Consider the following 24,164-nt stretch of genomic DNA (forward strand, 5'->3'; position numbering starts at 1 on the left):
TAGAAGGCGTGATTATCGACTGATGGCCCTAAGCTATCAATGGTGAAGTTCGGTTTAGAATGCACTGGATATCATGAGAACGAGGGGGAAACTAAGGCCGTCTTCGACCTTATCGGTCGACTGGAGAGCGAAGCTCTCGTGTGAGACTCGATAAGCGGCTCGTTGGGCACTGCAGAGCTAAAGCTACTTTGGCTGCCGCTCTTTCGGACTTAAGCCCGACTCAACCCATACGGATCGCCCGCAAAGTGGAGGAACCTGCTATAGCTAATCCAGAGCTTATAGATAGCTGTAGGAGAGGGGTGCTAATGCGAAGGTTCATCGCGGTTACTGCGTTGCTGTCCGCACCAATTGTGGCGGCGGCGGGCGAAATTACCTGGTCGGTCGAAAATGGCTTTCAGCAGTTCAAAAACGCCGCTGACTTTCAAAAGTTAAAGCAAGCTTGGAAGCCCGACATGACGGCGGAGGATTTTCTTTCAACGCAGAACTCAGTGTCCCTCAGAAATTTGCTCCCTATCGATGAAACATGGTGGGATGAAGCAACTGGTGTATACAACAATAAAGGCCTTTTCAGCCCAACACATAACATTCTTTTGAGCTACAAGGGGGCTGCAAGTGCTCAAGCATGCCACTGGAGTATCAACGGGTCTTCCGTTGGCACTGCGGCACCATGCACAGCGGTAGTTACGGTTTCGCAGGTGAGAGAGGGGACGCCATTCACGATTTCAGTGTCAGTAGGGAATTCGCCAGTAGAAGAGCTAAAAGACCAGAGGATAGCCACCAAGTTGATACTGGCTGTAGGCGACTCTTTTGCATCTGGAGAGGGGAATCCAGACCATGCAGCTGTTACCAGTAAGCTCCCCGCACCAGGTTCTGGAATGCCGAATACGACAAGTGTGGAAGGCCTGTCCTGGTTCTTGGCAGGGAACAAGTCCAACCGCAGGTTCACTGAATCGGCGAACTGGTGGGATACAGCCTGTCATAGATCTCTGCTCTCCTGGCAGTCGCTCTATGCCCTGCGAAAAGCAGTTTCAGATGATCACCTGGTCGTAAGATACGCATCGTTTTCTTGCTCGGGTGCCGAAGCATATGATGGTTTTTTCAGGGCACAAATCAATCCTCCTGTGAATCTTGATGACGGCAGGGTGCAACGAGGCTGGAACCGAGACGGTGGAAACATAGTGATCGATCAAACAGTCAGGGAAGAGAAACGGCCGCGGCGAACAGAGCTTGTTGAAGATAAAAGCACCAAGACTGTCCTGAACAAATCACAGCTCAACGCTGCCATCGCTTTGCTATGTGATGGGCATACCAAGCCAGGGCTTTCAAAATCATTCCGCCCACAGGAAAAGGGGCTGCGCTCCAGCCCCTATTATGGCGAGTTTAAGTACGACAAGTGCCAAGGGCAGCTCCGCCAGCCGGATGAGCTGTTGACGTCATTCGGTGGTAATGACTTTGGGTTTTCTGGAGTCGTTATGTGGGGGCTTGTCCCAGCCACAGCGGTAGGAGATGTGATGACTCCAAAGAAAGTACTCGCGACCGCGGGCGTGGGATTTTTCCGGAATGTACTTAAAGTCCAAGACCCCATTCCTGCGGGCAAGATGGCCACTAGCGAAACGCAGGACATGTACTCCGATCTGGCGTGGGCCTTCACTACAGCTTTAAACACCAAGCCCTCGGCAGTGAGGGAACTCGTTTACCCAAATCCGTTGCCAGAAAAACTCTCGGAGGTCTGCTCTGGTCGGATGACTCAGGGCAACGAAGCCTTGAGTGAGTTCACTAACAGAAGTGCAGATAAATTCTGGCTCACCAAGGGCAAGTTCAGAAACTTCATCTATCGGATTGAAGATAAGGACGCTCGGCTGATCACTGAGACCTTTATCTTACCGCTACAGAAAGCGCAGAGAGATGCGATAGCAAAGGTCGGCTGGTCGACCATCGAGTCACAGAGGGGATTTAAATCGCCAGATGGTGACCGAACCATGTGTGCAGTAGCAAAAGCCTGCGATAAATCGGATGGTCAATGCGATGCCGTCGACTTGCCTGGCTGGCGTAAGGATGAAAAAGAAAAACACCCTTCGCTGCAACCTATCAAAAACATCACGGAATGGGAGGCTTATGCACCCGCGAGGATGAGAGCGCTTCGAATGTCGAATGATTCTGTTCTGACTCAGGCCAGATTTAAAGAAGGGTTAATCCAAGACGACTGGATCAGCGGAAGCGTGCATCCGGTTGCTCAGGTTCATGCAGGCATTGCTGATTCGATTGATGCCAACGAAAGCATAGCTTCAGAATAAGCGATACCAAGCGTAAGCGTCCGGCGAAGTCCTAGGCAGGAGCCGTATGCGGTAGTTCCGCTCGTACGAATGTTTTTATGAATGTTGAATAGGAGTTTTACGTGCAGCTAACCATTCGGCAGCACTATGTACCCAGGGTTTATCTTCGAGCATGGACTGATTCAAATGGAAAATTAACGGTTGACGGCAAAGCTGGAGGAAAGCGGATTCACCCTAAGCCGGAGCAAATTTGCCTGGAGAAATATTACTACGAAGATCCAGCTGTACCTCCTACAAATGAACTTGAACGAAAATTTTGTGAGTACGAGGGAGCTTTTGGAAGGGCTCGTGACTTCCTTACCTTTGTTGAAGACAATGCCTTAAAAATTGGGCAACCTGTCGCGCAGACCTTGGCTAGCGCTTTGATGAGTCTCCCTGACTATTTGAAGGCACTGAAAGAATTTGCCGGGACTGCTTATTTTCGTACGCCAGCAGCGCTTGATCAAATCAGGCGAGAACTCGTTGAGGACAACTCTGCAGCAGCGGCAAAGGCCTTGGAGAGCCTTACCTCACCCTATTTTTTTGGCCAGCAAGCGTTTGACTCTACGCTGTTAGACCGCTTTCAAAATCTGCACGTTGCCTTGGTGCATTCACCACATTGCAGGTTGGACACTGGGGATTGGCCGTGCTTTCCACTCGCAGGAGGGACCGACCATGCCGGATTTGCCTATGACATAGGCCGGCATGGTGCTGCTGTCGCTGTCATGACCATCACGCCAACGCTGGCGGCAATGTTCCTTCCGAATCTCTCCGATAAACCTGCGATTATCATTCCTGGAGAAATGCCTTCAACGCTCGCCGAGCAGATGAACGAGATGGTGTTCAAGTTCGCGGAGCGCTGGGTCATCCGAGGTTAAGTTAACTTTGCGCACCCTACACGCTGTTGATTGAATCGAGCCTCGTAGGTGATCAGGCGGTCCTGATGCCCGCCTGAGACTGTTAACCAGCTATTGCTTTAGCGTATCAGCTGTATTGGCTTGCAGATCCGGCAGCGGCTTTCGGCTTTTTGGAACAGGTCAGCTGGTAAGCAATTGCCAGCCATATGAACCACCCCGGCATAACCATCAACGCAATACGGGTGTCAGGTCTCAATGCCAGCAGACAAAGAACAAAGGCCAGAAACGCCAGGGAAAACCAGGCCATTGGCACGCCGCCAGGCATTTTGTAGGCCGATTTCGCATGCAGCTCAGGTCGTTTTTTGCGATAGGCAATATACGATGCAAGGATGGTCGACCAAGTAAAAATCACCAGGATTGCCGATACAGTGGAAACAATGGTGAAGGCGGTCATCACTTCAGGAACGATGAAAAGCAACAGCACGCCCACGAGCATTAACAGTGTGGTGAAGGCCAGACTCAGCAGAGGTACGCTATTGCTCGACAGACGTCGGAAAATCCCCGGGGCATTGTCCTGATTGGCCAATCCGAACAGCATGCGGCTAGACGAAAAAACACCACTGTTGGCCGAGGAAGCGGCAGACGTCAGCACCACAAAGTTGACGATACCGGCTGCCGCGGGAAAACCTGCAACCAGGAACAGCTCGACGAAAGGGCTCTTGTTGGGCGAAACCTGTTGCCACGAAGTCACTGCAATAATGCAGGCCAATGCCAGCACATAAAACAGGATAATTCGCAGCGGAATCGAGTTGATGGCTTTCGGTAGGGTCCTTTCGGGGTTGCGGGTTTCGGCGGCGGCGGTGCCGATCAGTTCGGTGCCGGCAAATGAGAAGATTGCCATCTGGAAACCGGCAAAGAAACCGAACAGGCCGTTGGGAAAGGCTGCTTGTTTATCCAGCAGGTGGTTCAGAGATGCAGTAACACCGCTGGGTGATACAAAGGAGCTGGCAATCAGCACCATGCTGACGCCAATAAGGGTAATGACGGCAATGATCTTGATGATCGCGAACCAGAACTCCACTTCACCAAACAGCCTGACCGTCAGCACATTCAAGGCGAACAGGGTCATCAGCATACCGATGGCCGGTATCCAGGCGGGTACATCGGGGAACCAATACTGAAAAAATCCGCCGACCACGACGCAGTCGCCTATCACCGCAACGCTCCAGCTCAGCCAATACGACCAGCCAAGAAAAAACGCTGCGCGCGGGCCGAGGTAGGCACCGGCAAAATCTGCGAAGGTTTTGAAGTTCAAGTTGGAGAGCAGCATTTCGCCCATGGCACGCATGACGAAATAAACGAACAGACCGATGATCATATAGATGAGGATGATCGACGTGCCCGAGAGGGCGATGATCTTCCCGGACCCCATGAACAGACCGGTACCGATGGCTCCTCCCATGGCCATTAACTGAATGTGACGATTGCTGAGGGTGCGCTGCAGCGCGGGCTGTTCAATCAGCCCTGACGGAGTCGATTTCATTACAAAACCTCTTGATTTTATGTTTTTGAGTTTTGGCAGAAAGGTGGTGTCTTGCGTATTTGTTAGAGATGCAACGGCTACTGACGGTGGTTGGTTGTGAATAGCGAGATTTGTCGCGTACACACAGTGGTGAGTGGCCCCTTGGCACTTTGCTCAGGGGCATCACCTATGGTTTTCAGCTCACTGTGCGCAAGCGTGAGGGGACGATTGCTGGCTGCTGGTCCAGGATTTGGTAGAGGTCTTTTATGTTGGCAGGCTTCGGCACCAGATGGATGTGCTCACCGATTGCATGCTCCTGGGCCAGGTCTAGTACGTAGCGCAGTGACGAAAAGTCTTCGAGGGCAAAACCCACCGAATCGAACACCGTGACCTGCGCGTCGTTCTCGCGGCCCTTGATTTCGCCCTGAACAATCCGGAAAAACTCGACGACCGGAAAGTCGGCTTCCAATTGCTGGATATCACCTTCAATTCGGGTCTGAGGTTCAAATTCAACAATGACCCGGGCATTGCGCAAGATCTCGGCGTGCAGCTCGGTTTTCCCCGGACAGTCGCCCCCTACGGCATTGACATGCATGCCGGGCTCGATCATCTCGGGCGTCAGAATCGTTGCATAGGCTTTATCGGCGGTGACCGTGGTGACGATGTCTGCGCCTTTGACCGCTTCTTGTACAGAGCCGGCCAGGATGACTTCAAGATCCGGGAACGCGGCCAGGTTGCGCTTCAACTTAAGCGACGCGTCGCGATCGATATCGAATATGCGCAACTCCTTGATCGATAGCATTTCGTGGAAGGCGAGGGCTTGAAATTCACTTTGGGCGCCATTGCCGATGATGGCCATGATGCGTGCATCCGGGCGCGCCAAGGACTTCGCGACCAAGGCGGAGGTCGCCGCAGTGCGCACAGCGGTGGTCAGCGTCAGTTCACTGAGCAGGGTTGGATAGCCGCTGCGAACATCGGCCAAGACACCGAAGGCCATGACCGTGAGCAAGTTACTTTGACCGTTGTCCGGATGACCATTGACGTATTTGAACGAGTACTGCTGGCCATCGTCGGTCGGCATCAACTCGATCACACCCTTGGCCGAGTGATTGGCGGTGCGAGGCGACTTATCGAACTGCGCCCAACGTGAATAATCAGCTTCGATGTAATCCGCCATTTCGCGGATTGCGCGACGGATGCCCACTGTGGCGAACAGGCGTGCGGCATGATCGACGTCTAAGAAAAGAGTCATGTTTTTTATTCTCCGGTTCAGTAGTAACAACGTTGCGGGGCAGGGGATGACTCAGCTGCGTTTGCTCTCGAAACCATGCAGCACATTGACTGCATTGATTCCGATTTCATCGACCATGTAGCCGCCTTCCATCACAAACAGAGTGCGGCAGCCCACACTCGCTATCAGCTCGCCGATGCCGATGAAATCTTCGCTTTCCAGCTGGAAGTGGCTGATGGGGTCGTCCTTGAACGTGTCGACGCCGAGTGAAATAACCAGCACTTCAGGGGCGAATTGCTGGAGTTTCTTGCAGGAGTGGAGCAGGGCATTGCGATAGCTTTCCCAGGTGGTGTTTTTCGGCAACGGGTAATTGAGGTTGTAACCTTCGCCATGGCCGGCGCCGACTTCGTGACTGAAGCCTGAGTAGTACGGATAAGACACCGTGGGTTCGCCGTGCAGCGACACGAACATGACGTCACTGCGTTCATAGAAGATGTTTTGGGTGCCGTTGCCATGATGGAAGTCGACGTCGAGTACCGCGACGCGTTTCGCGCCTTGAGTGATGGCCTGCTGTGCGGCAATGGCGGCGTTATTGAGATAGCAATAGCCACCCATGTATTCGCGCGCTGCGTGATGGCCGGGCGGACGGCACAGGGCGAAGGCACTGTCGTGGCCTTCATCGATCAGCGCCAGGCCTGTGAGGGCGATGTCTGCGCTGGTCTTTACGGCTTGCCATGTGGTCGCGGTAATTGGGGAACCGGCATCCATGGCGAAGAAACCGAGCTTTCCGTCGATGAAAGTCGGGACTTGATCGTTGGACAAATCGCGCACCGGCCATACCAGCGGCAAGGCATCGTGGGTACGCCCGGTCGCACACCATTCTGACCATGCGCTTTCAAGAAAGCTGACGTAGCGCTCGCTGTGCGCATTGACGTAACACGACCGGTCAAATGTCCGTGGTTCGACGATCTGGCCAAGGCCTACCTGCTTGACTCGATCATGTACGGTATCGGCCCGGCTGGGCTGTTCGAACGACGGCTTGAGCACGCCGTCTTTCAATTCGGTGCCGTGGTGCAAACGGTGGGAATCACTGAAAACTGTAAACATCTGCGCATCCGTTAATGTGGGCCAGTGCAAATATTCTGTTCTGGACTGGATGCGCTTTCTTTGCTTTATATTCGTGGTTTGCTATTTTTTTCGGGCGTTTTTACTCAGGATTTGCGAAATGCAGAAAAAATCATCCAAACGCATCAGCCTCGACGAGACGGACCTGGCGATACTCACATTGCTGCAAGAGGATGCGAGCATTTCCAACGCCGAGCTCAGTGAGCGCCTGTCGTTAAGCCTCACGCCTTGCTGGCGCCGGCGTAAGAGAATGGAGGAAGCGGGCGTGATCAAGGGCTATCAGGCCAACCTTGATCGACGCATGCTGGGGTTGGATATCATGGCGTTCGTGCACATCCGTTTCTCCACCCATGCCGATCACGCTCCCGACGCCTTCGAGGCGGTGATTGCGCAATTGCCTGAAGTGTTGTCTTGTCACAAGATCACCGGGGATGCCGATTACGTGTTGCAAGTGTTGGCAGAGGATCTTGATAGCTACAGTGACTTCATCGAGCAGGTGCTCAGGCGCCAGGTGGGTATTGCATCCATTCAGTCGAGCCTGGCGTTGCGCGAGGTCAAGACCAGTAGCCGTATTGCGATACCCAAATCGACCAAAGAGTGAGTGGGTTGACGATCTTCCCTCTGCACAACTTTTACACTTAACTGCTCCGCACCTTCGAAGGAACGTTCCCGGTGAACGTAAAGCATCTCGTCACTTGGGCATTGGCGACCGATGAAGGAAATAGCTGACCGGTTTGTAGTGTTCGATTTCGAAGCCTAAGTACATCGCATGCCTGATCTCTCAGGAAAGCGAAGACAGTGGCAAACACCACTCGCTAGCCTGTATGCTCATCGCGAACCTGGATTTCCATGTTCAAAACAACGGGCTGTTTCAGACCAAACATAGCTCATCAGCCAGCGAGAGACTTTTCGCTTAGCGATGACGCCGGCCAGGCTGTACCAAGCGATTAGAGATGGCCAGGCCTAAAATTACTAGGTGCCCCTACCTAAAGGAACTTTAGGTTAGGGCAGAAAAATCGGAGCGCTGCACGTTGAGTGCAACGCCCCAGAATGATGTAGTGCGTTGCCGAGGATCGGCTTGTGCCTACACGCTCAAGGCGTCAGGGCCTGTTGCAGCTGAGGCGCTCATATCAGTTGCAGAGCACAGACGCGTCACGCACCTGAATCGCGTAGACGGACCGATGGCCTTATCGGCTTATCAGGAAGAAACCACCGGGGGCGCCTTAACCGCGTCTTACGGTAGCCGCTAGATTCGGCACGCCTCGGCTGTGCTGGGTTTGTAGCCAAAAAATAGCGCTCTCGATGTATGCCCCGTGCGAAGTCGAGAGCCCAAAGAACTCTCCATCTATCGTGATGTGAGAGCAGAAGAAGCGCAGTGCATTCGAGGATCGGGTGTCTGATGCGAGTTCTTAGCAATGGCCGTCGATGAAGATGAGCCACTGACAAGAGCGTTATCAAGCTTGACGCCGGCCATTTCCGTGGCCGAGCCTCGGCCGTACCTATCATGGGTGCGCAATTAATATCGGCTGAAACACCCACGTCTATTAGCTCATGCATAGGATTACGACTATGAGCACTCGCCGTGGCGCACCTGACTGGCTGAAAAAAATTGTCTCCTCGCTCGCAGCGTTGGCTGCATCCGAAGCTTTTCGTGAATGCTGTCGCCAGTTGATTCGCTGGATTGATGAAATAAGGAGCAGCTAGATCGGGTGTTTAAGGGCGGCCCATGAGAGTGGGCTGCCCTTTTTTACAGCCTATCATCAGCTATCTCTTCCAGATGTACCTAGAGGTGGAGAGCCGCAGCCACGTCTCTTGACACCTGGCCCATGCGATTTGCAGAAAACTAGCATACTTGGTGGTTGAACCAGGCTCGCGGCTGATCCAGGTGATTTTGGCATTGGTGTTTTCCCTGTCCATCCTGGCTGCACGAGCAATCGCAGTGAATACGCCAAATTTCTGGATGAGTAGTGGTAAGGCTGAATCGCCCCCCGAGCCTATAGCCGCGGGTATATCAGTTACGTCTGAGGAAGTTGCTTTTTTTGATGATGCTTCGATCTTAAAGCATTTATCAACTGTCAGGATTAAAAAAGCGTGCGTCCCCAAATTCCCCGATATTTGCTTTCTCATCTTTTCCTTTAGTTCGTCAGCGGAGCACGGCGACTCACAGATGTATTTCCACCAATCCGAAAGCATGGAAACATTGCCGGAACCGGCTGCGGCGATGAGCTCAGAGCCCTCAAAAAGAACCTTTTTGGAAGAGACGAAGATCTTGTCTGCATCCTCGCCGTAAGTGTTTCTTGCGACTCGATGGCAGGTATCCGCAGCCAGTATTTTCGTATCCCATACAACTGTTGTCATTCAATAGATATCCGAATCGCATTGGAGCCATTCTAACCAAAGCGATGGAATTATGCCCATCTCAGCTCTCGAAGGACCGGTTCAAATGCCTCGAGGTGCTTTCTAGTCAGCAGATCCAGATCGCGCGAGCGCCTGCAGCACCTCGATTGCTTTCTGGGCATCACCTTTGCCCACAAAAATGTGGTCGTGGTAGTAAGCCGCGATGACATTACAGCTGATGCCAGCATTTCCCAGTGCAGTTGCAAAAGCAGCCGTCAAGCCAACGGCATCCAGCGCCGAATGGACGGTCAGGGTGATCCAGGCGGCGACATATTCGAATTCAAGACCCAGCGCCAGAGCTGCGGATTGCTCGAGGATGACCGTCAGGCCTTCCTTCTCCCGAAAGCTCCCCAGCACTTCCTGCCCCTCCAAGATGTTGCTGTTTTTGACAGTGCAGAAGACATAGTTACCCTCATTCAGCAAAGGGCTCATGCCATGGAGTAGCTTTGCTATTGATTTTTCACCCGACATTTCATAAGTCTCTATTGATTGTTGACGCCCCAGTCTCGGATTTTTTCGCGATAAGAAAAGTTAAATTTCATGATGCGGGATTAGCAAACCTAATATTGCATGAGGGCGTCTGGCATCTTGTCTTGTGACTCCTCTTGGTACCCCTAAATGGGGCTGTGGCCACCGCCGTCGCGGGGTGGATAACGGTAATAGCATAGTCGGGAGGAGGGTAACGCCAACACTCAAACGAGTATTGAATAGGAGATTCCAGTTCTATTTGTTTGATTTAAGTCCATTGTAGAACTCACGCACCATTTCTTCGGAGACGCCCATGTTCTGTCGAAACTTACTGGGGCGTAAATCATGGTCCCCATTGTACTTGACGTCTATTCCGGAGCCGAAATCCTAGACTGCATCATGAAGCTCTACCTTTATCATAACTGCGAGATTCATGGGCGTCCCATATTAAGCCTTGGAGTAGAGCCAATGATGAAGAGCGGCTAGATCCTTTCAATGGCTTGCTGCTTGCTCCTCACTTAGACGTTGCCTTCGATCAAGGATTGATTACTTTCGGGGCGTCGGGGGAGCTGGTCATCAGTCCGATGCTGAGCGTTGAGGACGCCCAACGTCTCAATCTTGACGTACGCCAGCGGCTGTCCCAAATCGAGAAGCGGCATGAGTACTATCTTGCCTGGCATCGTGAATGGATTTTTCAGTCTTTTAAGTCGATCCAGTGACTGCTGACGTCGCCAAACTCAAACAAGGGTGCTGAGCCCAAAACCGGCGGTGCGGATATGGCAAAGCGCCAGTCGGCTAGTGTAACGACTATACGGGATAGTCAAAGTTACAATGTGGGTCAATCATCAGGCTGGTGCAAGGCACGCTGCGGCTCCTGATACTTTCTATGAGCGTCATGCTGGCGATCTTCAGTTTCCTTCTGCGCTTGGCGTTGTTGCTCAGCGAGGGGCGGATACCAAATCCATCGATCCTTCACTTCTTGTTCATACGTCCAGACAATCCCGTAGTACAGAGCAAGCAGAGATACCACAACTACCCCCCAGGTCAGGTGCGATTGGAGCAGCCTCATGATTGATGGGGTGTGATGCAGGTAGCCCAAAATGTAGTCACTCGCGACCAGTATCGTCAGCCCTGTGAGCAGAGTTCTTGCATCGTTTTTTTTAACTTGACCCTCCCTGACGTCCAAACTGTGCTGGACGCAGAGTTTGAGCAAGAAATCACTTTTCTCTTCAAGCGCCAGCCTTTTCAAGTCCCTCGGCCGCACGCAGTCCGGTGGGAGCGGATGGTGCTCCGGGGTAGGCTGCGCCAAGACATTAAGAACGTGGACGATGGCCGGTACAACTAGTGAAACGAAGCACATGAATACGAGTGACGCACACAGTACTTTGCCGGCGTTGGTGAGGACGGTTTCGGTATCAAAGGAGGAACTGGCTAGGTCGTGGCCCGTTAAGACAATCAATGAGATATCAGCAAACAGGCCCACGTAGACTGCTTTCAAGCACCAGTTGAAGTCCCATATCTTTTCTATAATTCCCGATGCTAGTCCTGAAGCGACGGCTTTAGCGTCGTTGCCGGTGTGATGCTCTGCATTCATGTGGTTTTCCGGAATTTCATACAGCATCGCGATTGGACGCCGGCAACCTTTCGCCGCCCTCGGGAATGCTGCATAGGGCCTGTCTGCGGCTGTAGACAAAGTTTCGGCTCGTCCATGTCGCGACCTGCGCAGGGGCAATGTGATGAGGTGGCCAGCGTTTCTTGAGGCTTAGCAAATGAGAAGCCAGTCGAGTCTCGCGGCTTCTCGTGAGGAAGGCTAGGTCATGGTGCGTTCGAAAATTTTGTCCGCTTTCCACGAAGGGTGGCAAAAGAGTAAACACTTATCCATAGGCCGTTTAACATAATATACATTATGTGTACTCTCAGGTATTCCCACGGCCCCATTGATGGCTGGATTTGAAGCCAATCTCATCCTCTCAATTCAATGCTGTACCGTGACGCCATCGATATCCCTCAACCAACTGTCGCCAAGTTCTCCGTGTTCCCAAAAAGGCAAATAACGTACTAAGGTTTAAATCGCCTGCTGAATGGGTGCGATTTCCTACACACGACCTTAGTGCGACATACAAGGATAGACAGTATGAATGCCAGATCGGACCCTGGCGGTGACGGCATCGTCCTGGCATTGGGAGCCGCCGAAAGCGTCGACAGCGTGGCCTACGCTTATGGACACGCGCGCTCGACACTCTGGGATCACCCACGCAATGCCAACCTGCGCCAGCAACACCCGGACGGGACGACGCTCGCGTCGGGGGATTTATTGTTCGTTCCCCCGCGCACGAAAGCGACCTTCGAACAGAACGCCACCGGGCGAAGGCACACTTTCCGCGTGCTGAACACGCCTGCCTTGCTTCGGTTTCGTCCTTATGCGCTCGCCGGACAAGGCCTGGCGCGCCACTTTGAAGTACTGCGTGGTGACACGCTGCTGGGGCGTGGCACGGCTGAAGCGAACGGCGATATTGTCTGGCCGCTCGAGCCAACCGCCGATGACATCACTGTACGCGTAACCTTTGACGGCTTCTCCCGCGACTATCCATTGAGGCTTCGCGCGCTCGACCCGATCAGCACCCTCAAGGGCGTGCAACAACGCTTGCGTGGTCTCGGCTACTTCAGCGGCGAATGCGATGGCCAGATGAATGACGCGACCCGGGTGGCCATCGGTGCTTTCAAGATGCAGGCCGGGTTGCCTGACGACGATGAGTTGCTGAGCGATGCCGTACGCGCGACGCTCCACGGCTACCATGGAGAGGCCTCCCTATGATCCAGGTTCACAAAACGCCAACGGCCCCTCCCGCGCTACAGCGCTCGCATGCTGAGATGCAAAAAAGCATCCAGCAAGCTGTCCAGGCTGGCGCCATGGTGGTCCTCTGCACCAAAGGCACCAACACTGCAAAAACAAAAAGTGTTCCAAAAGGCGCGGTGAAGATCGTCATCGACGACGATCAGTACAAGCCGCCTCACGCCAAGGCGCTGCTGAAGGTGGACCAATATGGCAAGTGTGCCTTTTGCGAGGCGCGCTTCATGAGCACCGCAGGCGGGGATGTCGAGCACTTTCGGCCGAAAAAACGCCACGACGGTTTCGTCCCCGTGGGCGCCCAGGCACTCGATAACCTCGGCTATTTTCAATACGTTTATGACTGGAGCAACCACTTGTGGTCATGCAAGGAGTGCAATGAGACCTACAAGAAAAACTACTTCGACGTGATACCGGACAACCTGACGACCCCACCGCCGCGCCTGGAAGACTTCGACACCGAGGACGAGTTCTGGGCAGCCATTAACGAATGGGGTCGTTTGGGTCCACCGCGACACGACGCATGGAACAACCCGAGCAATGCCGAAAGGCCGGTGTTGATCAATCCTGTCACCGAGAATCCGCGCGAACACATCAGCTTCGATTCAGAGACGGGAGAAGCCGTCCCCGCTCCTCTCGACGACCTTAACCAACAAATGCAGCCCACGAGCGACAGGGGTGGCAAGAACATTCTTGTTCTCGGCCTGAACCGCAAGGAGCTTGTGTTCGCCCGCATGCGGCACCTGGCAATGTTGCGAGGCGTGTTTCTGGAGATGACCCACAGCCTCGACCTAACGATCGAGTTCCTGAAATGGCAGCGTGGAGACGAGTGGTTCAAGACCCTGACGGTGCCAACATTGCGCGACAAAGTGAAACGCTACACCGCTTACCCCGTGTCGGAGAATCAAACCCGCTCGGCCATCGAGTTCTTGTATTACTCCACGACGCCCCAGGCGCCGTTTTCGGCGTTGGCGATGGATGCCTTTGCCTGCTGGAGCCTGGAGCTGACCAGACACGTGCTGCAGTCACGCGAGCACATCACTCAGCTGCAGGCCGCACAAAGCGGGAATGCCCCGGCCACCCGCAGCGTCCACGAACTTCCCCGGCTCGGCGTGCATGCGGTCATCCTGGCTACTTACCAAGCGGACATGGAGGCGCTGAAAGCGTCGCGTGACACCCTTGGTGCGTATGCCCCGTTATGGAATGCCGGATTTGAGCAAACGCACATCGAATACGTCTGCCGGGACCGCCTGGCAAAGGTCATGGCTCTGCACGCCAAATTTTACAAGGACCAAAAAGGCTATCCCCGTCACGACCCGGCTTTTGTCACTGCTTTTCTGAGCCACGAGCGCGATGTCCTTGATGTCTGGAATGCCCTGGAAACCTATGAGTGCGACAAGGATACATGGAGCAGCGCGATGGACACGATGAACCAGAACCTGACGGAATATGGGCCGGATCTCGCAGAAGACCTCACTGTCCATTGCAACCAGATCGTCGTCAGACTCAACCATGCGACACAAGCGTTCAACCTGAATCGAAGCTTGAATCAGACAGCGCCCTGGTGCGACGAAGTGGTCAGGATCGGTCAGGCTGGTGAGCAACTTACCGCTGAGCTCGACCGTCGGTGCCAGGCCTGCGCAAACGAAGATGTGAGCAACAGCACCAGCAGCATGCGCGTCACACTGAAGGAAATTGCCGAGGCCGTCGCTAAACTGAAAATAGGCAATATTCCCGAAACAGTGATGCCATTTCCGTTGCCAGCCCCACCAAAACCCTGGATCACGCCCAAGGCCACCGGGCTGCGCAAACGCGCCGGCATGCCCCAGAATTTGGACGCCGCGTGGCAACATATCCGTCTCAAGTCCAATTCATGAGCCCTTCCAGCGCTCCACCGCACGCTGATCCAATTCCGGAAACGTCACCTGACAGTTGCCCGGATCAAGGCCATCCACCCTCGCCCGTCCGAACGCGTCAAGCACACCGCTGTGCTGGGTCCCGTTTGGTAATGCAATGACATAGGATTCCCCGGCAACGGGCTGCCCCTGCATATCCAACAACTCGATCTCCACGAATGTCAGTACCACCGGCTCAGGTCGACTGGCAGATTCGGAAGAGGCTTTTACTGGCAGACGCCTGCGGGCTGCGGCGGACACCGGCGCAACGACCTCTTCTACAGCGACCGAGGCCGGTACGCGAACGGGCATCGGCCGTTGGTATGGATAAACGTAAGCACACAGCTCCCCGCACCATAGTTTGCTGGCGACCTGACGGCGAACTTCGCGATCATCCAGCAGATGGACCAGAGACTCCTGGGCGGATAACAGCGCGCGCAAACGGTGTATCTGATCGGCTCCGGCAAAATGTCGGTGAATAAAACTGTCGGCCTGCCACGGTTCACGCATTTCGATCCTGGTCGCCCCGCTCCCCCCTTGCTGCATGGACGGACCGTCAGCAAAGCTGGATCGAGAGCCCAGTTCGATGCGATCAGCCCCGTCAAAAAAACATATCCGCATAGGCTGCCAGTCCTGGGCAGGAGGATGAAGGAGCAGTCTAGATGATTATCATGGAGACCCTGCTACAGGCCACTGATAAGTCCGGTGCGAAAACTGCGAAGTCAGTGACTCAATCCTGTAAATGACATCGCACACGCTGCAGCTCATCGCCCAGCAAGGCCTGAGGCTTCTCGCAGCCAGTGGTGCATAGACTGCACCGTTCGCGGAAGAAGCAGCCGCTCGGTAGTCGGCGGTTCCCTGGTAATTCGGTCGGCGCCGCGACTTGCTCGTCGTGCAGTGGCACGCCCAGTCGTGGTACCGCCTCGAGCAACAAACGGGTATAGGGGTGACGTGGCTGATCGAGCACTTGAGCCACGCTACCCTGTTCAACGATTTGCCCCAAGTACATCACCGCTACCCGATTAGCCATATGACGCACCACGGATACGTTGTGAGAAATCAGGATGTAAGTCAGATTGCGGGCACTTTGCAGCTCTGCCAGCAGGTTGAGAATCTGCGCCTGAACCGAGATGTCCAGCGCCGATGTGGGCTCGTCCAGGACAATGATATCCGGGTCTGACGAAAGGGCTCGGGCGATGGCGATGCGTTGACGCTGCCCACCGGAAAACTGATGCGCGAAGCGGTCCAGATATTCCGGGCGGATGCCGACTTGGGCCGCGACCCTGGCGGCTACATCGCGCATCTGCGCATGGCTGACATGGCCTCGGGCGTATAACGGCTCGGTGATGATTCTCCAGATAGGCAGACGCGGATCAAGGGACGACTGTGGATCCTGGAAAACAATCTGAACGTTCCTGCGACCTTCGCCGCTGCGATTGGCCCAATTCATCTCCCCGCTGCTGGGCGGCAGCAGGCCCATCAACAGCTGGGCCAAGGTGCTCTTGCCGCAACCTGACTCGCCGACAACCCCCAGGGTCTCGCCTGCCCGCACCTGAAGATCAATGCCGTTCAAGGCGTGGGCATATCCACGCGGTCGCCCCAACCAGTCATTGCTCACGGGGAAACGAACGTGAACATCGTCAAGTTGAAGAATCGTGGGAGCCATTTGGGTGATGGGTTGAAAGACGGCACTGTTCATCACGAAAGCTCCTTGACCGGTAACCAGCACGCGCTTTTACGTTGGTCATTACCGTTGATAGTGTTGAGATTCGGGCGCTTGCTACAAACCGGCATGGCGTATGTACACCGCTCCTGAAAAGTACAGCCCACGGGCAAAGAGGCCAGGTTCGGCACCTGACCGGGAATGGTCAGCAGCGGCTGGCCCGGCTCGACCATTTCCGGCAGACCACTGAGCAAACCTTGCGTATAGGGATGTTGTGGATTTCCCATGACATCGGCCGTGCGACCCTCCTCGACCACTGCCCCTGTGTACATGACGTAGACCCGGTCGCAGAACTGCGAAACCAATGCCATGTCATGGGTGATGAGCAAGATGGCCGTGCCCCGCTGCCTGGCTTTTTCTCGCAACAGCAACAGCACCTGGCGTTGCACGGTCACGTCGAGGGCCGTTGTCGGCTCGTCGGCAATCAGCAATTGGGGTTCGCAGGAGAACGCCAGCGCGATCATCACCCGCTGGCGCATGCCGCCAGACAGCTCGAAAGGATAGCTCTCCAATACCTGTTCCGGACTGGCGATGTGCATGTCGCGCAACAGTGCGATCGCCTTGAGACGGGCTTGGGCGACGCTGATCTTCTGGTGATGAATGATCACATCGAGCATTTGCCTACCGATGCGCCGGGTCGGGTTCAAGGCGGTCATCGGCTCCTGGAAAATCATCGCGGCATCGCGCCCACGAATCGTCAGTAACTCTTTTTCAGGCGCTGCCAGCATGTCACGACCGAGCATGCTTAAGCTGCCGGCGGTGATGCGATAGCTGCGCTCGGGCAACAACCGCATGCTGAGCATGGCCGTGACCGACTTGCCCGATCCGGACTCGCCGACGACGCCGACGATTTCCCCGGGATTGACATGCAGCGACACGCCGTTCAGCGCTTTGACGTTGTTTTTGTAAGCCGGGAATTCCAGGCTCAGGTTGTCGATGGACAATACTGGACTCGACGTCTGCATGGTCACTTCCCCTGTTGCCGTGGATCGAGCAGATCGCGTACGCCATCGCCCAGCAAGTTGAACCCGGTGGCCGTGATCAGAATCGCCAGGCCTGGAAAGGTCGAATACCACCAGTTATCGAGGATGTAGTTGCGCCCGGTGGCGACCATCGCGCCCCACTCGGCCGTAGGTTGCTGCGCTCCCAGGCCGATAAAGCCCAGGGCCGAAGCCATGAGGATCGCGCTGCCGATATCCAGGCTCAGTTGCACCAGCAATGGCGGCATTGCGTTGCGCGCCACGTGCCAGTGCACCAGGTGCCAGCGCCCTGCCCCGAAGGTTTGGGCGGCCTTGACATAACCCATCTCGCGGATGCTCAAGGCTTGGCCGCGGGCTAGCCGGACATAGGACGGAATTCGTACAAGCGTAATCGCCAGCATCGCGTTGAACAGGCTCGCCCCCAACGCAGCCGCCAAGGCCATGATCAGCACCAGCGAGGGCACCGACAGCATGATGTCCATCAGGCGCATGATCAATGCGTCGAAACGACCACCGATGCCCCCGGAAAAGCACCCCAGCAACCCGCCGATAAAACAGGATGCAAAAGCCACGAACAGACCGACACCCACCGACTGCTGGCTACCGAACAGCACGCGGCTGAACAGGTCGCGACCGACTTCGTCGGTGCCGAACCAATGGGTGCTGGATGGCGGCGTCAGGCGTTCGGCCAAGTTCAGCGCGTTGGGATCGTGACTGGCGAGCCAAGGGGCGAAGATCATGCACAGCAAGACGACACAGGTGATCGCCAGGCCCGCCATGGTCAGCGGACTGCGGCGGACGCGGTAGGTCAGATAGGCGATTTTTTCGTTCCAGCGCGGGCGGCGCGTGGCCATCAGGGTAGCGGACATTTCAACTTACCTCGCCGATGCGTGGGTCGATCACGCGGTACACAATGTCGATGGCCATGTTCAGCAGCACATAGATGAACGAAACCAGAATGGCGAAGCCCATCACCGCCGGGAAGTCCAGCGACTGGATCGACTTGACGACATAGGCGCCCATGCCGGGCCAGGCGAAGACCGTTTCGGTCAGCACCGCGCCATACAGCAAATCTCCGAGGGTCAGCCCCAGGACTGTCACCGAAGGAATGAGCGCGTTAGGCAGTGCGTGGCGCAGGATCACAGTCCATCGCGACAAGCCGTAGGCGCGGGCGGTGCGGATATAGTCTTCGCCGAGTTGATCAAGCATGGCTGAACGAATCTGCCGGGCGACGACGCCCAAGGTCACGAATCCCAGGGTCGCAGCCGGCAGAATCAGATGCTCGACGGCATCGAGAAACAGCGCGCCCTCACCGGCGAGCAGCGAGTCGAGCAGATAAAAACCACTGATTGTCGGCGGCGGAGCAAGCCCTTCGGACAGCCGCCCTCCTCCCGGCAACCAGCCCAGATGCCCGTAGAACAGAACGATTGCGCCCAGGCCGAGCCAAAAGGCCGGCGTTGAAATTCCGGTGACTGCAAGCGTGCGGGCGATCTGGTCAATCGCCCGATTGTGATAAACCGCTGACAGCACGCCAAGCGGCACGCCGGCCAGGATCGCAAGCACCAGCGCTACCAGCGCCAGCTCCAGTGTCGCCGGGAAGAACGTCTGCAGGTCTTCCAGAACGGGACGGCTGGTGCGTATCGAGGTTCCCAGGTCTCCCTGCACCAGGTCCATCAGGTAACGACCGTATTGTTGATACAGCGGCAGATCCAATCCCAGTTGATGACGTATACCGGCCACCAATGCATCACTGGCCCGGTCGCCAGCGATCAATCGAGCAGGATCACCCGGGATCAGATGCGAAATTGCAAAGGTAATCAGCGAAACGCCGAACACGACCAGCAACAGGCCGAGCAGGCGCTTGCGCAACAAAGTCAGGAAGGCCATTTTGGCACCTCGGTAACACCCGCGACGAAAATCAGAAGCCGCGCCAGCCACGAATGGCCAGCGCGAGGGAGTCGGTTTACTTGCTCATACTGCCCAAGTTGAACACCTGTTCGAGCATGGGGTTGAACACGTAACCCTTGACCGAATCACGCATCGGCAAGGTGTAGCTCTTCTGGTAGAGGTAGGCGTAGACGCTGTCCTTGAGCACCATTTTCTGCGCGCTCTGGTACAGCTCGACGCGCTTCGTGGTGTCGCTATTAGCGGCGGCTTCTCGAATCAATTTGTCGACTTGCGGGTTGCTATAGAACGAGCGGTTGCCCTGCAGGCCCTGCATCTTGGAGTCGAACCAGAAGTTCATGAACATGTACGGGTCGGCAAAGTCCGGGCTCCAGGCACCGACCGCGATGTCGTAGTCCGCCTGGCCGACGCGCTCACGCAGCGTGGCGTTGGCTAGCTTTTCCAGCTTGAGGTTGATGCCCAGTGGCGCCAATGCAGCTTGCAGGGTCAGGCCGATCGGTTCCCAGTTAGGATCCTTGTCCGAATACATGTAGCTGAGGTTGGTGATTTTCTGCGACGTTTTCGCGAGGCTTTCCTTGGCGGCTGCCATGTCCTGCTTCATCGGCGGCAACGAGCTGTCATACGCCCACATGCCGTCCGGGATTGGCCCGTTCAGGAGCTTGGCCTTGTCCCTGAGAATGCCTTTGACGATGCCGTTGTAGTCCACCGCTTCGGTGATCGCGCGACGTGCATCGACGCTGGTCAGTGGGCCTTTTTTGTTGTTCAGGTAGAGATAGGTGACCCGTAGCGACGGGAACTCCTTCACCGCCACGCCGGGCTTGCTGGCAAGAACGCCGAGCTGGTCTTCGGGCATGTCTTCGATGATGTCCAGGTCACCCCGCTCCAATTGCAGACGACGCACGGAGGGCTCACCGATGATTTTGATGACCACGGTTTTCAGCGCAGGTTTGGGGCCGGCGAAGTAGGTGTTGGGCTCCATGGTCAACGACTGGCCTTTTTGCCAGTTGCTCAAGCGGAAGGGACCGGAGCCTGCGGTGTGGCTCGACAGCCAGGCATTGACGTCCGCGCTTTTATTGACCACAGCGGGGTTGATGATCGACGCGCCATTGTGGGCCAGGGTAAACAGGAACGGCGAGAAAGGCGTCTTCAGGGTGAACCGGATAGTCTGCGGGTCGACGACCGCGACCACCATGTCCTCCGGAAATGCACCGGAAGGTCCCTGCTTGAGCGTCATCAAGCGATCAAAGGAAAACTTCACCGCGGCGGCATCTACAGGGGCGCCGTCGTCAAATTTGTTACCAGGTTTGATTTTGAATTCCCAGACCAGATTGTCCGGAGAAACGGTCCAACTCTCGGCCAGGTCACCCTGAACTTCGGTGCTGCTTTTGTCGCCTTCGACCTTGTAGCCGACCAGGCGCTGGTACGACGGGTAGGTAATGGTCCAGTCGTTGTTATCGAAGGTCACGGCCGGGTCGAGGGTCTGGGGGTCAGCGGGTTTGCCGATGACCAGGGTGTCTTGTGGTACAGCCGCTGTCGCGGCCTGCCAGGCGCCAAGGCTCAATGCACTGCACAAAATGCTCAGCAATAGCTTGCCGGCGCCGGGAAAGGTTTTGCTGGTCACGGTGTTCATTGGGTTCATGCCGGTTTCCTTGATCATTCGATAGAGGGAAGTACGTCAGGTTTTTTATAAAAGCTATAACCGGGCAGTTGCAGGTGAAACGTAAGTAACGCTGTCTTGTTATTGTTATCAGCCGCACTGAGCGTGGGCTGCGCGGTGCTATCTGTTGGTGAATCAGTGGTTTTAAACGTCTTCCAGCAAGGGGTAATCGTCGGCATTCGGAAGTTCGTAATGCCACCACTCGGTAGCAATCGCCTGGAAGCCGGCGGCGAGCATGATCCCCACCAGCAGCAATCGATTGCGTTGCACGTCTACTGGCAAGCCGGGATGGAACTGGTGGGATTTCTCTTCCATTGCGTCGAATTCAGTGCCCATATCCAGCGGTTCGCCATCAGCACCGACCAGTGTCAGATCCACCGCCACACCACGGCTGTGATGGGAGCCCAAATGTGGGTCACGCACGTAGTCGTTGTTTGGCAGTGCGTCCCACAACAGGTACTGAGCGTAAGGCGGCCGATAGGCGTCATAGATGCGAAGGGTAAGGCCGGCCTGACGCGCGAGCTGACTGGCCTTGGACAAACAGTCGGCAGCCTGGTGATGTAACAGGCAACGCGCATTTGGATAAATCACTCTTCCTGCCAGGTTGTCTGCACCGGCGTAGATCAAATCGATTTGCAGCTGGTAGCGCTGGGCATCGATCTCTACAAGGGGGCTGTTGTTCACGCCAATACTCCAGTTGGGATTCGGTGGGACGATGAGGATCAGCCTTCGAACTGACCGAAAGCTTTTTGCAATTGACGGTTCTTGGCCAAGCGCTCATCGAGCCGATCCCCGTATTTCTCAGCGACGGCCGACACGATGAGATTTAACAGGCAGGCCAATGGCGCAGGCGAATCCCAGAACTGCCCGACATCGGTTTTCAGTTGCAAGAGGTCAAGTGGGTAGTCCCTGGCCCAGGGGCATTGCAGGTCGGTGATCAGGGCCAATGGGAGGTTGTTATCTATGGCCGCGTCGCAGAAAGTCTGAGTCACGCTGGAATAAGCGCGGAAATCCGCAATGATTGCGTAGGGATTGGCAAAGCCGGAGTTCAGGGTTTCTGCGTAGATGCCGGACAGACCATCGACGTAGTAGACCTTGGGCCGGATGTACTCAAGATGGCTATGGAACGCTGTGAGAATCCCTCGAGTGGACTGAATACCGAGGATGAACACTGCATCGGCTTCGTAGATACGTTGCACGATATCGGCGAAGGCGTCGCTGCGCGCTAGACCGTAGACATACCGAATGGCCTCGATCTCACGACTCAGGGAACGATCAAGAGCATCTTGCTGATTGCTTTCGGCACGAAAGGCGCCGATGCGATCAGTGATAAGCCACGACGTGGGTGTTTCAACGCGCAGGCTCTGTTTGATTTCATCGATGTTCTGGTAACCAAGGGATCGAAAAAAACGCCCTACGGAAATCCCAGTGGTGGAGGTCTGCTGCGCGATGCTATCGGCCGACTCGAACGGAAGCTGTTCTGGGTTACCCAACAGATAACTGGCGATCCGCTTGCCAGTCGGGGTCAGGTTGGAGAACTCTCGCTCCAGCAACTGCAGGAAGCTGTTCTTTTCCATGGTTTCAGAGCTCCCGAACGCAAAATGTTACCGCGATGACATTAATTTCTATCGTGTTAAAACAATAACATTCGATTTCGAAGCAATACAATGACTATTTTCAGCAGACGTCCTGCGGTGATTGTGTTGGGTCTCGATGAATAAGCTGGGTACAGGTGGAGGCAAGTGCGGTTTCGGTGCGTCCTAACGGAGGCTGCGTTCACTGCTTCAAATACACCCCCAGCCCCTCCTGCGAATCCGGCCCAGCGTTGTTCCCAATGACCGCGAAGCCTTTCACCAATTGAATGTGATACGGAGCGTTTTTCTCGGAGACTTGCGGCTCGCGCACGATGATCAGGTTTTCGCTTTCCATCGGTACGATGTGATGCTCGGTCACGCCGCCCTTCAAGGTCACGCTCAATTCCGCGATTTCTTTTCCGTTGGCGTCGCGGTCCGGCAGGATCTTCAAGTCCAGGTCGGCGTCGCGCCCCAGGGCGTCCTGGCGCATCTGGTAATGGCCGCTGCGCTGGTCAGCGTCGACGTCGTCGATTTTGTCGCCATCCAATTCCCGTTCTTCATCGTGCAGCAGGATCGCCAACTTGCTGTCGTCGCCCTGAATGCCGCTGACCCAGGTGCCGGTGTGATTGTAGGGTTCGACTGTTTCCCGGGAGATCCGCCAGGTACCGGTTTGACGACCGTCATCGGCGTATTCGTGGAGGCTGATGAGATCGTCGTCGGCGTCTTCCCGGGTTCCCAGCAGCTTGATCGCTTCGCCTGTGCCAGCCTGGGTGTAGCGCACCTCGCCAATGATCACGGTTCCCTGTACCTGGTACCAGAGCTCTACCGGGGTCCTGGCGTCGAGGGTTCCGGCAAGAATCACTGGATCCTCCTTTTCCGGACCTTCCAGGCTCGATTGTTCGAGCCACTGGCCATCTTTCAATTCACCGGTGGTGCGTCGCGTGTAGCCGCTGGGCATGCTGGTATTTTCGCCCTCCTCGGTCGGCTGGATTTGCTCCTCGGTGTCTGAGTGAAGCAGGACCAACTCGTCGCCGCGCATTTTCCAGTGGGTGGCGCGAGTCCAGCAGCAGTCGCGGTCGGTTTGCGAAAGCAGGACACCGTCCAGCGGGCTGACGGAGAACATGCCTTTGCTGTCCTCCTTTGCCAAACCCGTCAGCGCAGGATTGAGGACCCATTGGGTTTTCTGCGGGTCTTGCAGGTAGACGTCGAACGCCGGTTTGTAACTCGCATCGGGATCGTTGCCGTTACGAATCGCCAAGTCCAGGCGGCCATCGAAGTTGAAGTCATCGAAGTACAACAGGCTCTGGGGGCCGAGTAACCAGTTATCGACCTTGCCGTTGCGGTCCACGGGCACATTGCCGGCGGGCGTCTGCAATTGCTGCAGGGCTTGGTGGGTGGTGTTGTCGCGAATGGTGATAAAGGCGTGCGCCAGTTGATGCGGGTCTTCCGGCGGCTCCGGGAACAACACGTCGACCAGGTATTGGCCGCTGCGATCATTCACCGAAAACGCCCTTGGCTCGGCCATGACCGGGGATACCAGCGTCATGGAAAGAAGCACACTGCTGACGAGCGAACGCATCCACCCACTTCCTTGCTGAAATTCGGGCCAGCAGTTTAGCGATTGCCTTGATGCATCGCGAGAAACGACTGTTGCTATCAGATTGGCCCGG

At 55.6% G+C, this 24,164-nt stretch carries 22 protein-coding genes; 7 read left to right on the plus strand and 15 right to left on the minus strand.

The window, feature by feature from the left end; genetic code table 11:
- Positions 1-305 precede the first annotated feature (305 nt).
- Both BLO97_RS14455 and BLO97_RS14460 read left to right on the plus strand, forming a co-directional pair.
- Positions 306-2,294 (plus strand): hypothetical protein, encoded by a 1,989-nt coding sequence (locus BLO97_RS14455; protein WP_092346387.1) that lies wholly within the window; start codon positions 306-308, stop codon positions 2,292-2,294.
- A 101-nt stretch (positions 2,295-2,395) separates the two neighbouring features.
- Positions 2,396-3,190: a DUF4238 domain-containing protein gene (locus tag BLO97_RS14460; RefSeq protein ID WP_092346389.1), complete on the plus strand. Its 795-nt coding sequence runs from the start codon at positions 2,396-2,398 to the stop codon at positions 3,188-3,190.
- Between the two features lie 106 nt (positions 3,191-3,296).
- On the opposite strand, the gene BLO97_RS14465 is transcribed toward BLO97_RS14460, so the two are convergent.
- From BLO97_RS14465 to BLO97_RS14475, 3 genes are all read right to left on the minus strand, one after another.
- A complete protein-coding gene (locus BLO97_RS14465) occupies positions 3,297-4,712 on the minus strand; it encodes an amino acid permease (RefSeq protein WP_092346391.1) in 1,416 nt (471 codons plus the stop codon).
- A 175-nt stretch (positions 4,713-4,887) separates the two neighbouring features.
- Positions 4,888-5,943, minus strand: a complete 1,056-nt coding sequence (locus tag BLO97_RS14470; protein ID WP_092346393.1) for an ornithine cyclodeaminase — start codon at positions 5,941-5,943, stop codon at positions 4,888-4,890.
- A 51-nt stretch (positions 5,944-5,994) separates the two neighbouring features.
- Positions 5,995-7,029, minus strand: a complete 1,035-nt coding sequence (locus BLO97_RS14475; RefSeq protein WP_092346395.1) for a histone deacetylase family protein — start codon at positions 7,027-7,029, stop codon at positions 5,995-5,997.
- A 118-nt stretch (positions 7,030-7,147) separates the two neighbouring features.
- Here BLO97_RS14475 and BLO97_RS14480 point away from each other — a divergent pair, with 118 nt between their 5' ends.
- Together BLO97_RS14480 and BLO97_RS31945 are read left to right on the plus strand one after the other, a co-directional pair.
- Complete coding sequence (locus BLO97_RS14480; protein ID WP_092346397.1) at positions 7,148-7,648, plus strand: Lrp/AsnC family transcriptional regulator; 501 nt, start codon at positions 7,148-7,150, stop codon at positions 7,646-7,648.
- A 968-nt stretch (positions 7,649-8,616) separates the two neighbouring features.
- Entirely contained in the window at positions 8,617-8,751 is a 135-nt protein-coding gene (locus BLO97_RS31945; RefSeq protein WP_256571890.1) for a hypothetical protein, read from the plus strand.
- Positions 8,752-8,811: 60 nt separating this feature from the next.
- Here the strand turns inward: BLO97_RS31945 and BLO97_RS14485 are convergent, their stop codons facing one another.
- Together BLO97_RS14485 and BLO97_RS14490 are read right to left on the minus strand one after the other, a co-directional pair.
- The gene (locus tag BLO97_RS14485; protein ID WP_092346399.1) at positions 8,812-9,405 is read right to left on the minus strand and encodes a hypothetical protein; all 594 of its coding nucleotides are present in this window, start codon (positions 9,403-9,405) and stop codon (positions 8,812-8,814) included.
- A gap of 102 nt (positions 9,406-9,507) precedes the next feature.
- On the minus strand, positions 9,508-9,915 hold the full coding sequence (locus BLO97_RS14490) for an ACT domain-containing protein (protein WP_092346401.1): 408 nt from the start codon (positions 9,913-9,915) through the stop codon (positions 9,508-9,510).
- Positions 9,916-10,358: 443 nt separating this feature from the next.
- On the opposite strand from BLO97_RS14490, the gene BLO97_RS32325 reads away from it, so the two are divergent.
- Positions 10,359-10,631, plus strand: coding sequence for an HNH endonuclease (locus BLO97_RS32325; RefSeq protein WP_371914899.1), 273 nt, complete (start codon positions 10,359-10,361; stop codon positions 10,629-10,631).
- A gap of 119 nt (positions 10,632-10,750) precedes the next feature.
- Here the strand turns inward: BLO97_RS32325 and BLO97_RS14500 are convergent, their stop codons facing one another.
- The gene (locus BLO97_RS14500; protein ID WP_092346405.1) at positions 10,751-11,506 is read right to left on the minus strand and encodes a hypothetical protein; all 756 of its coding nucleotides are present in this window, start codon (positions 11,504-11,506) and stop codon (positions 10,751-10,753) included.
- A gap of 540 nt (positions 11,507-12,046) precedes the next feature.
- Between BLO97_RS14500 and BLO97_RS14505 the strand changes: the two genes are divergently transcribed.
- Positions 12,047-12,727, plus strand: coding sequence for a peptidoglycan-binding domain-containing protein (locus tag BLO97_RS14505; protein WP_092346407.1), 681 nt, complete (start codon positions 12,047-12,049; stop codon positions 12,725-12,727).
- Complete coding sequence (locus BLO97_RS14510; RefSeq protein ID WP_092346409.1) at positions 12,724-14,637, plus strand: HNH endonuclease family protein; 1,914 nt, start codon at positions 12,724-12,726, stop codon at positions 14,635-14,637. Before BLO97_RS14505 ends, BLO97_RS14510 begins: the two co-directional genes overlap by 4 nt.
- On the opposite strand, the gene BLO97_RS14515 is transcribed toward BLO97_RS14510, so the two are convergent.
- The 9 genes from BLO97_RS14515 to BLO97_RS14555 all read right to left on the minus strand — a co-directional run bounded on the left by BLO97_RS14515 (position 14,632) and on the right by BLO97_RS14555 (position 24,073).
- The gene (locus BLO97_RS14515) at positions 14,632-15,165 is read right to left on the minus strand and encodes a carboxypeptidase-like regulatory domain-containing protein (protein WP_139197685.1); all 534 of its coding nucleotides are present in this window, start codon (positions 15,163-15,165) and stop codon (positions 14,632-14,634) included. The two genes, BLO97_RS14510 and BLO97_RS14515, sit on opposite strands and share 6 nt — an antisense overlap.
- Positions 15,166-15,385: 220 nt before the next feature.
- Positions 15,386-16,354 carry an ABC transporter ATP-binding protein gene (locus BLO97_RS14520; RefSeq protein ID WP_092346411.1) on the minus strand — a complete coding sequence of 323 codons (969 nt, stop codon included), beginning with the start codon at positions 16,352-16,354 and terminating at the stop codon, positions 15,386-15,388.
- Positions 16,354-17,343, minus strand: coding sequence for an ABC transporter ATP-binding protein (locus BLO97_RS14525; RefSeq protein WP_092346413.1), 990 nt, complete (start codon positions 17,341-17,343; stop codon positions 16,354-16,356). Before BLO97_RS14525 ends, BLO97_RS14520 begins: the two co-directional genes overlap by 1 nt.
- Before the next feature lie 2 nt (positions 17,344-17,345).
- Positions 17,346-18,227, minus strand: a complete 882-nt coding sequence (gene ddpC / locus BLO97_RS14530) for a D,D-dipeptide ABC transporter permease (RefSeq protein WP_092346415.1) — start codon at positions 18,225-18,227, stop codon at positions 17,346-17,348.
- A 1-nt stretch (position 18,228) separates the two neighbouring features.
- Positions 18,229-19,245, minus strand: coding sequence for an ABC transporter permease (locus BLO97_RS14535; RefSeq protein ID WP_003201952.1), 1,017 nt, complete (start codon positions 19,243-19,245; stop codon positions 18,229-18,231).
- Between the two features lie 76 nt (positions 19,246-19,321).
- Positions 19,322-20,902, minus strand: coding sequence for an ABC transporter substrate-binding protein (locus BLO97_RS14540; RefSeq protein WP_092346417.1), 1,581 nt, complete (start codon positions 20,900-20,902; stop codon positions 19,322-19,324).
- A 162-nt stretch (positions 20,903-21,064) separates the two neighbouring features.
- The gene (gene ddpX, locus BLO97_RS14545) at positions 21,065-21,604 is read right to left on the minus strand and encodes a D-alanyl-D-alanine dipeptidase (protein WP_092143352.1); all 540 of its coding nucleotides are present in this window, start codon (positions 21,602-21,604) and stop codon (positions 21,065-21,067) included.
- A 38-nt stretch (positions 21,605-21,642) separates the two neighbouring features.
- Positions 21,643-22,497 (minus strand): MurR/RpiR family transcriptional regulator, encoded by an 855-nt coding sequence (locus BLO97_RS14550; RefSeq protein WP_092143349.1) that lies wholly within the window; start codon positions 22,495-22,497, stop codon positions 21,643-21,645.
- A 199-nt stretch (positions 22,498-22,696) separates the two neighbouring features.
- Positions 22,697-24,073, minus strand: a complete 1,377-nt coding sequence (locus BLO97_RS14555) for an XAC2610-related protein (protein WP_092346419.1) — start codon at positions 24,071-24,073, stop codon at positions 22,697-22,699.
- Positions 24,074-24,164 lie beyond the last annotated feature (91 nt).

Origin of the sequence: Pseudomonas sp. NFACC05-1 (assembly GCF_900100135.1) — a bacterium.
In the GTDB taxonomy this organism is placed as follows: Bacteria; Pseudomonadota; Gammaproteobacteria; order Pseudomonadales; family Pseudomonadaceae; genus Aquipseudomonas; species Aquipseudomonas fluorescens_Q.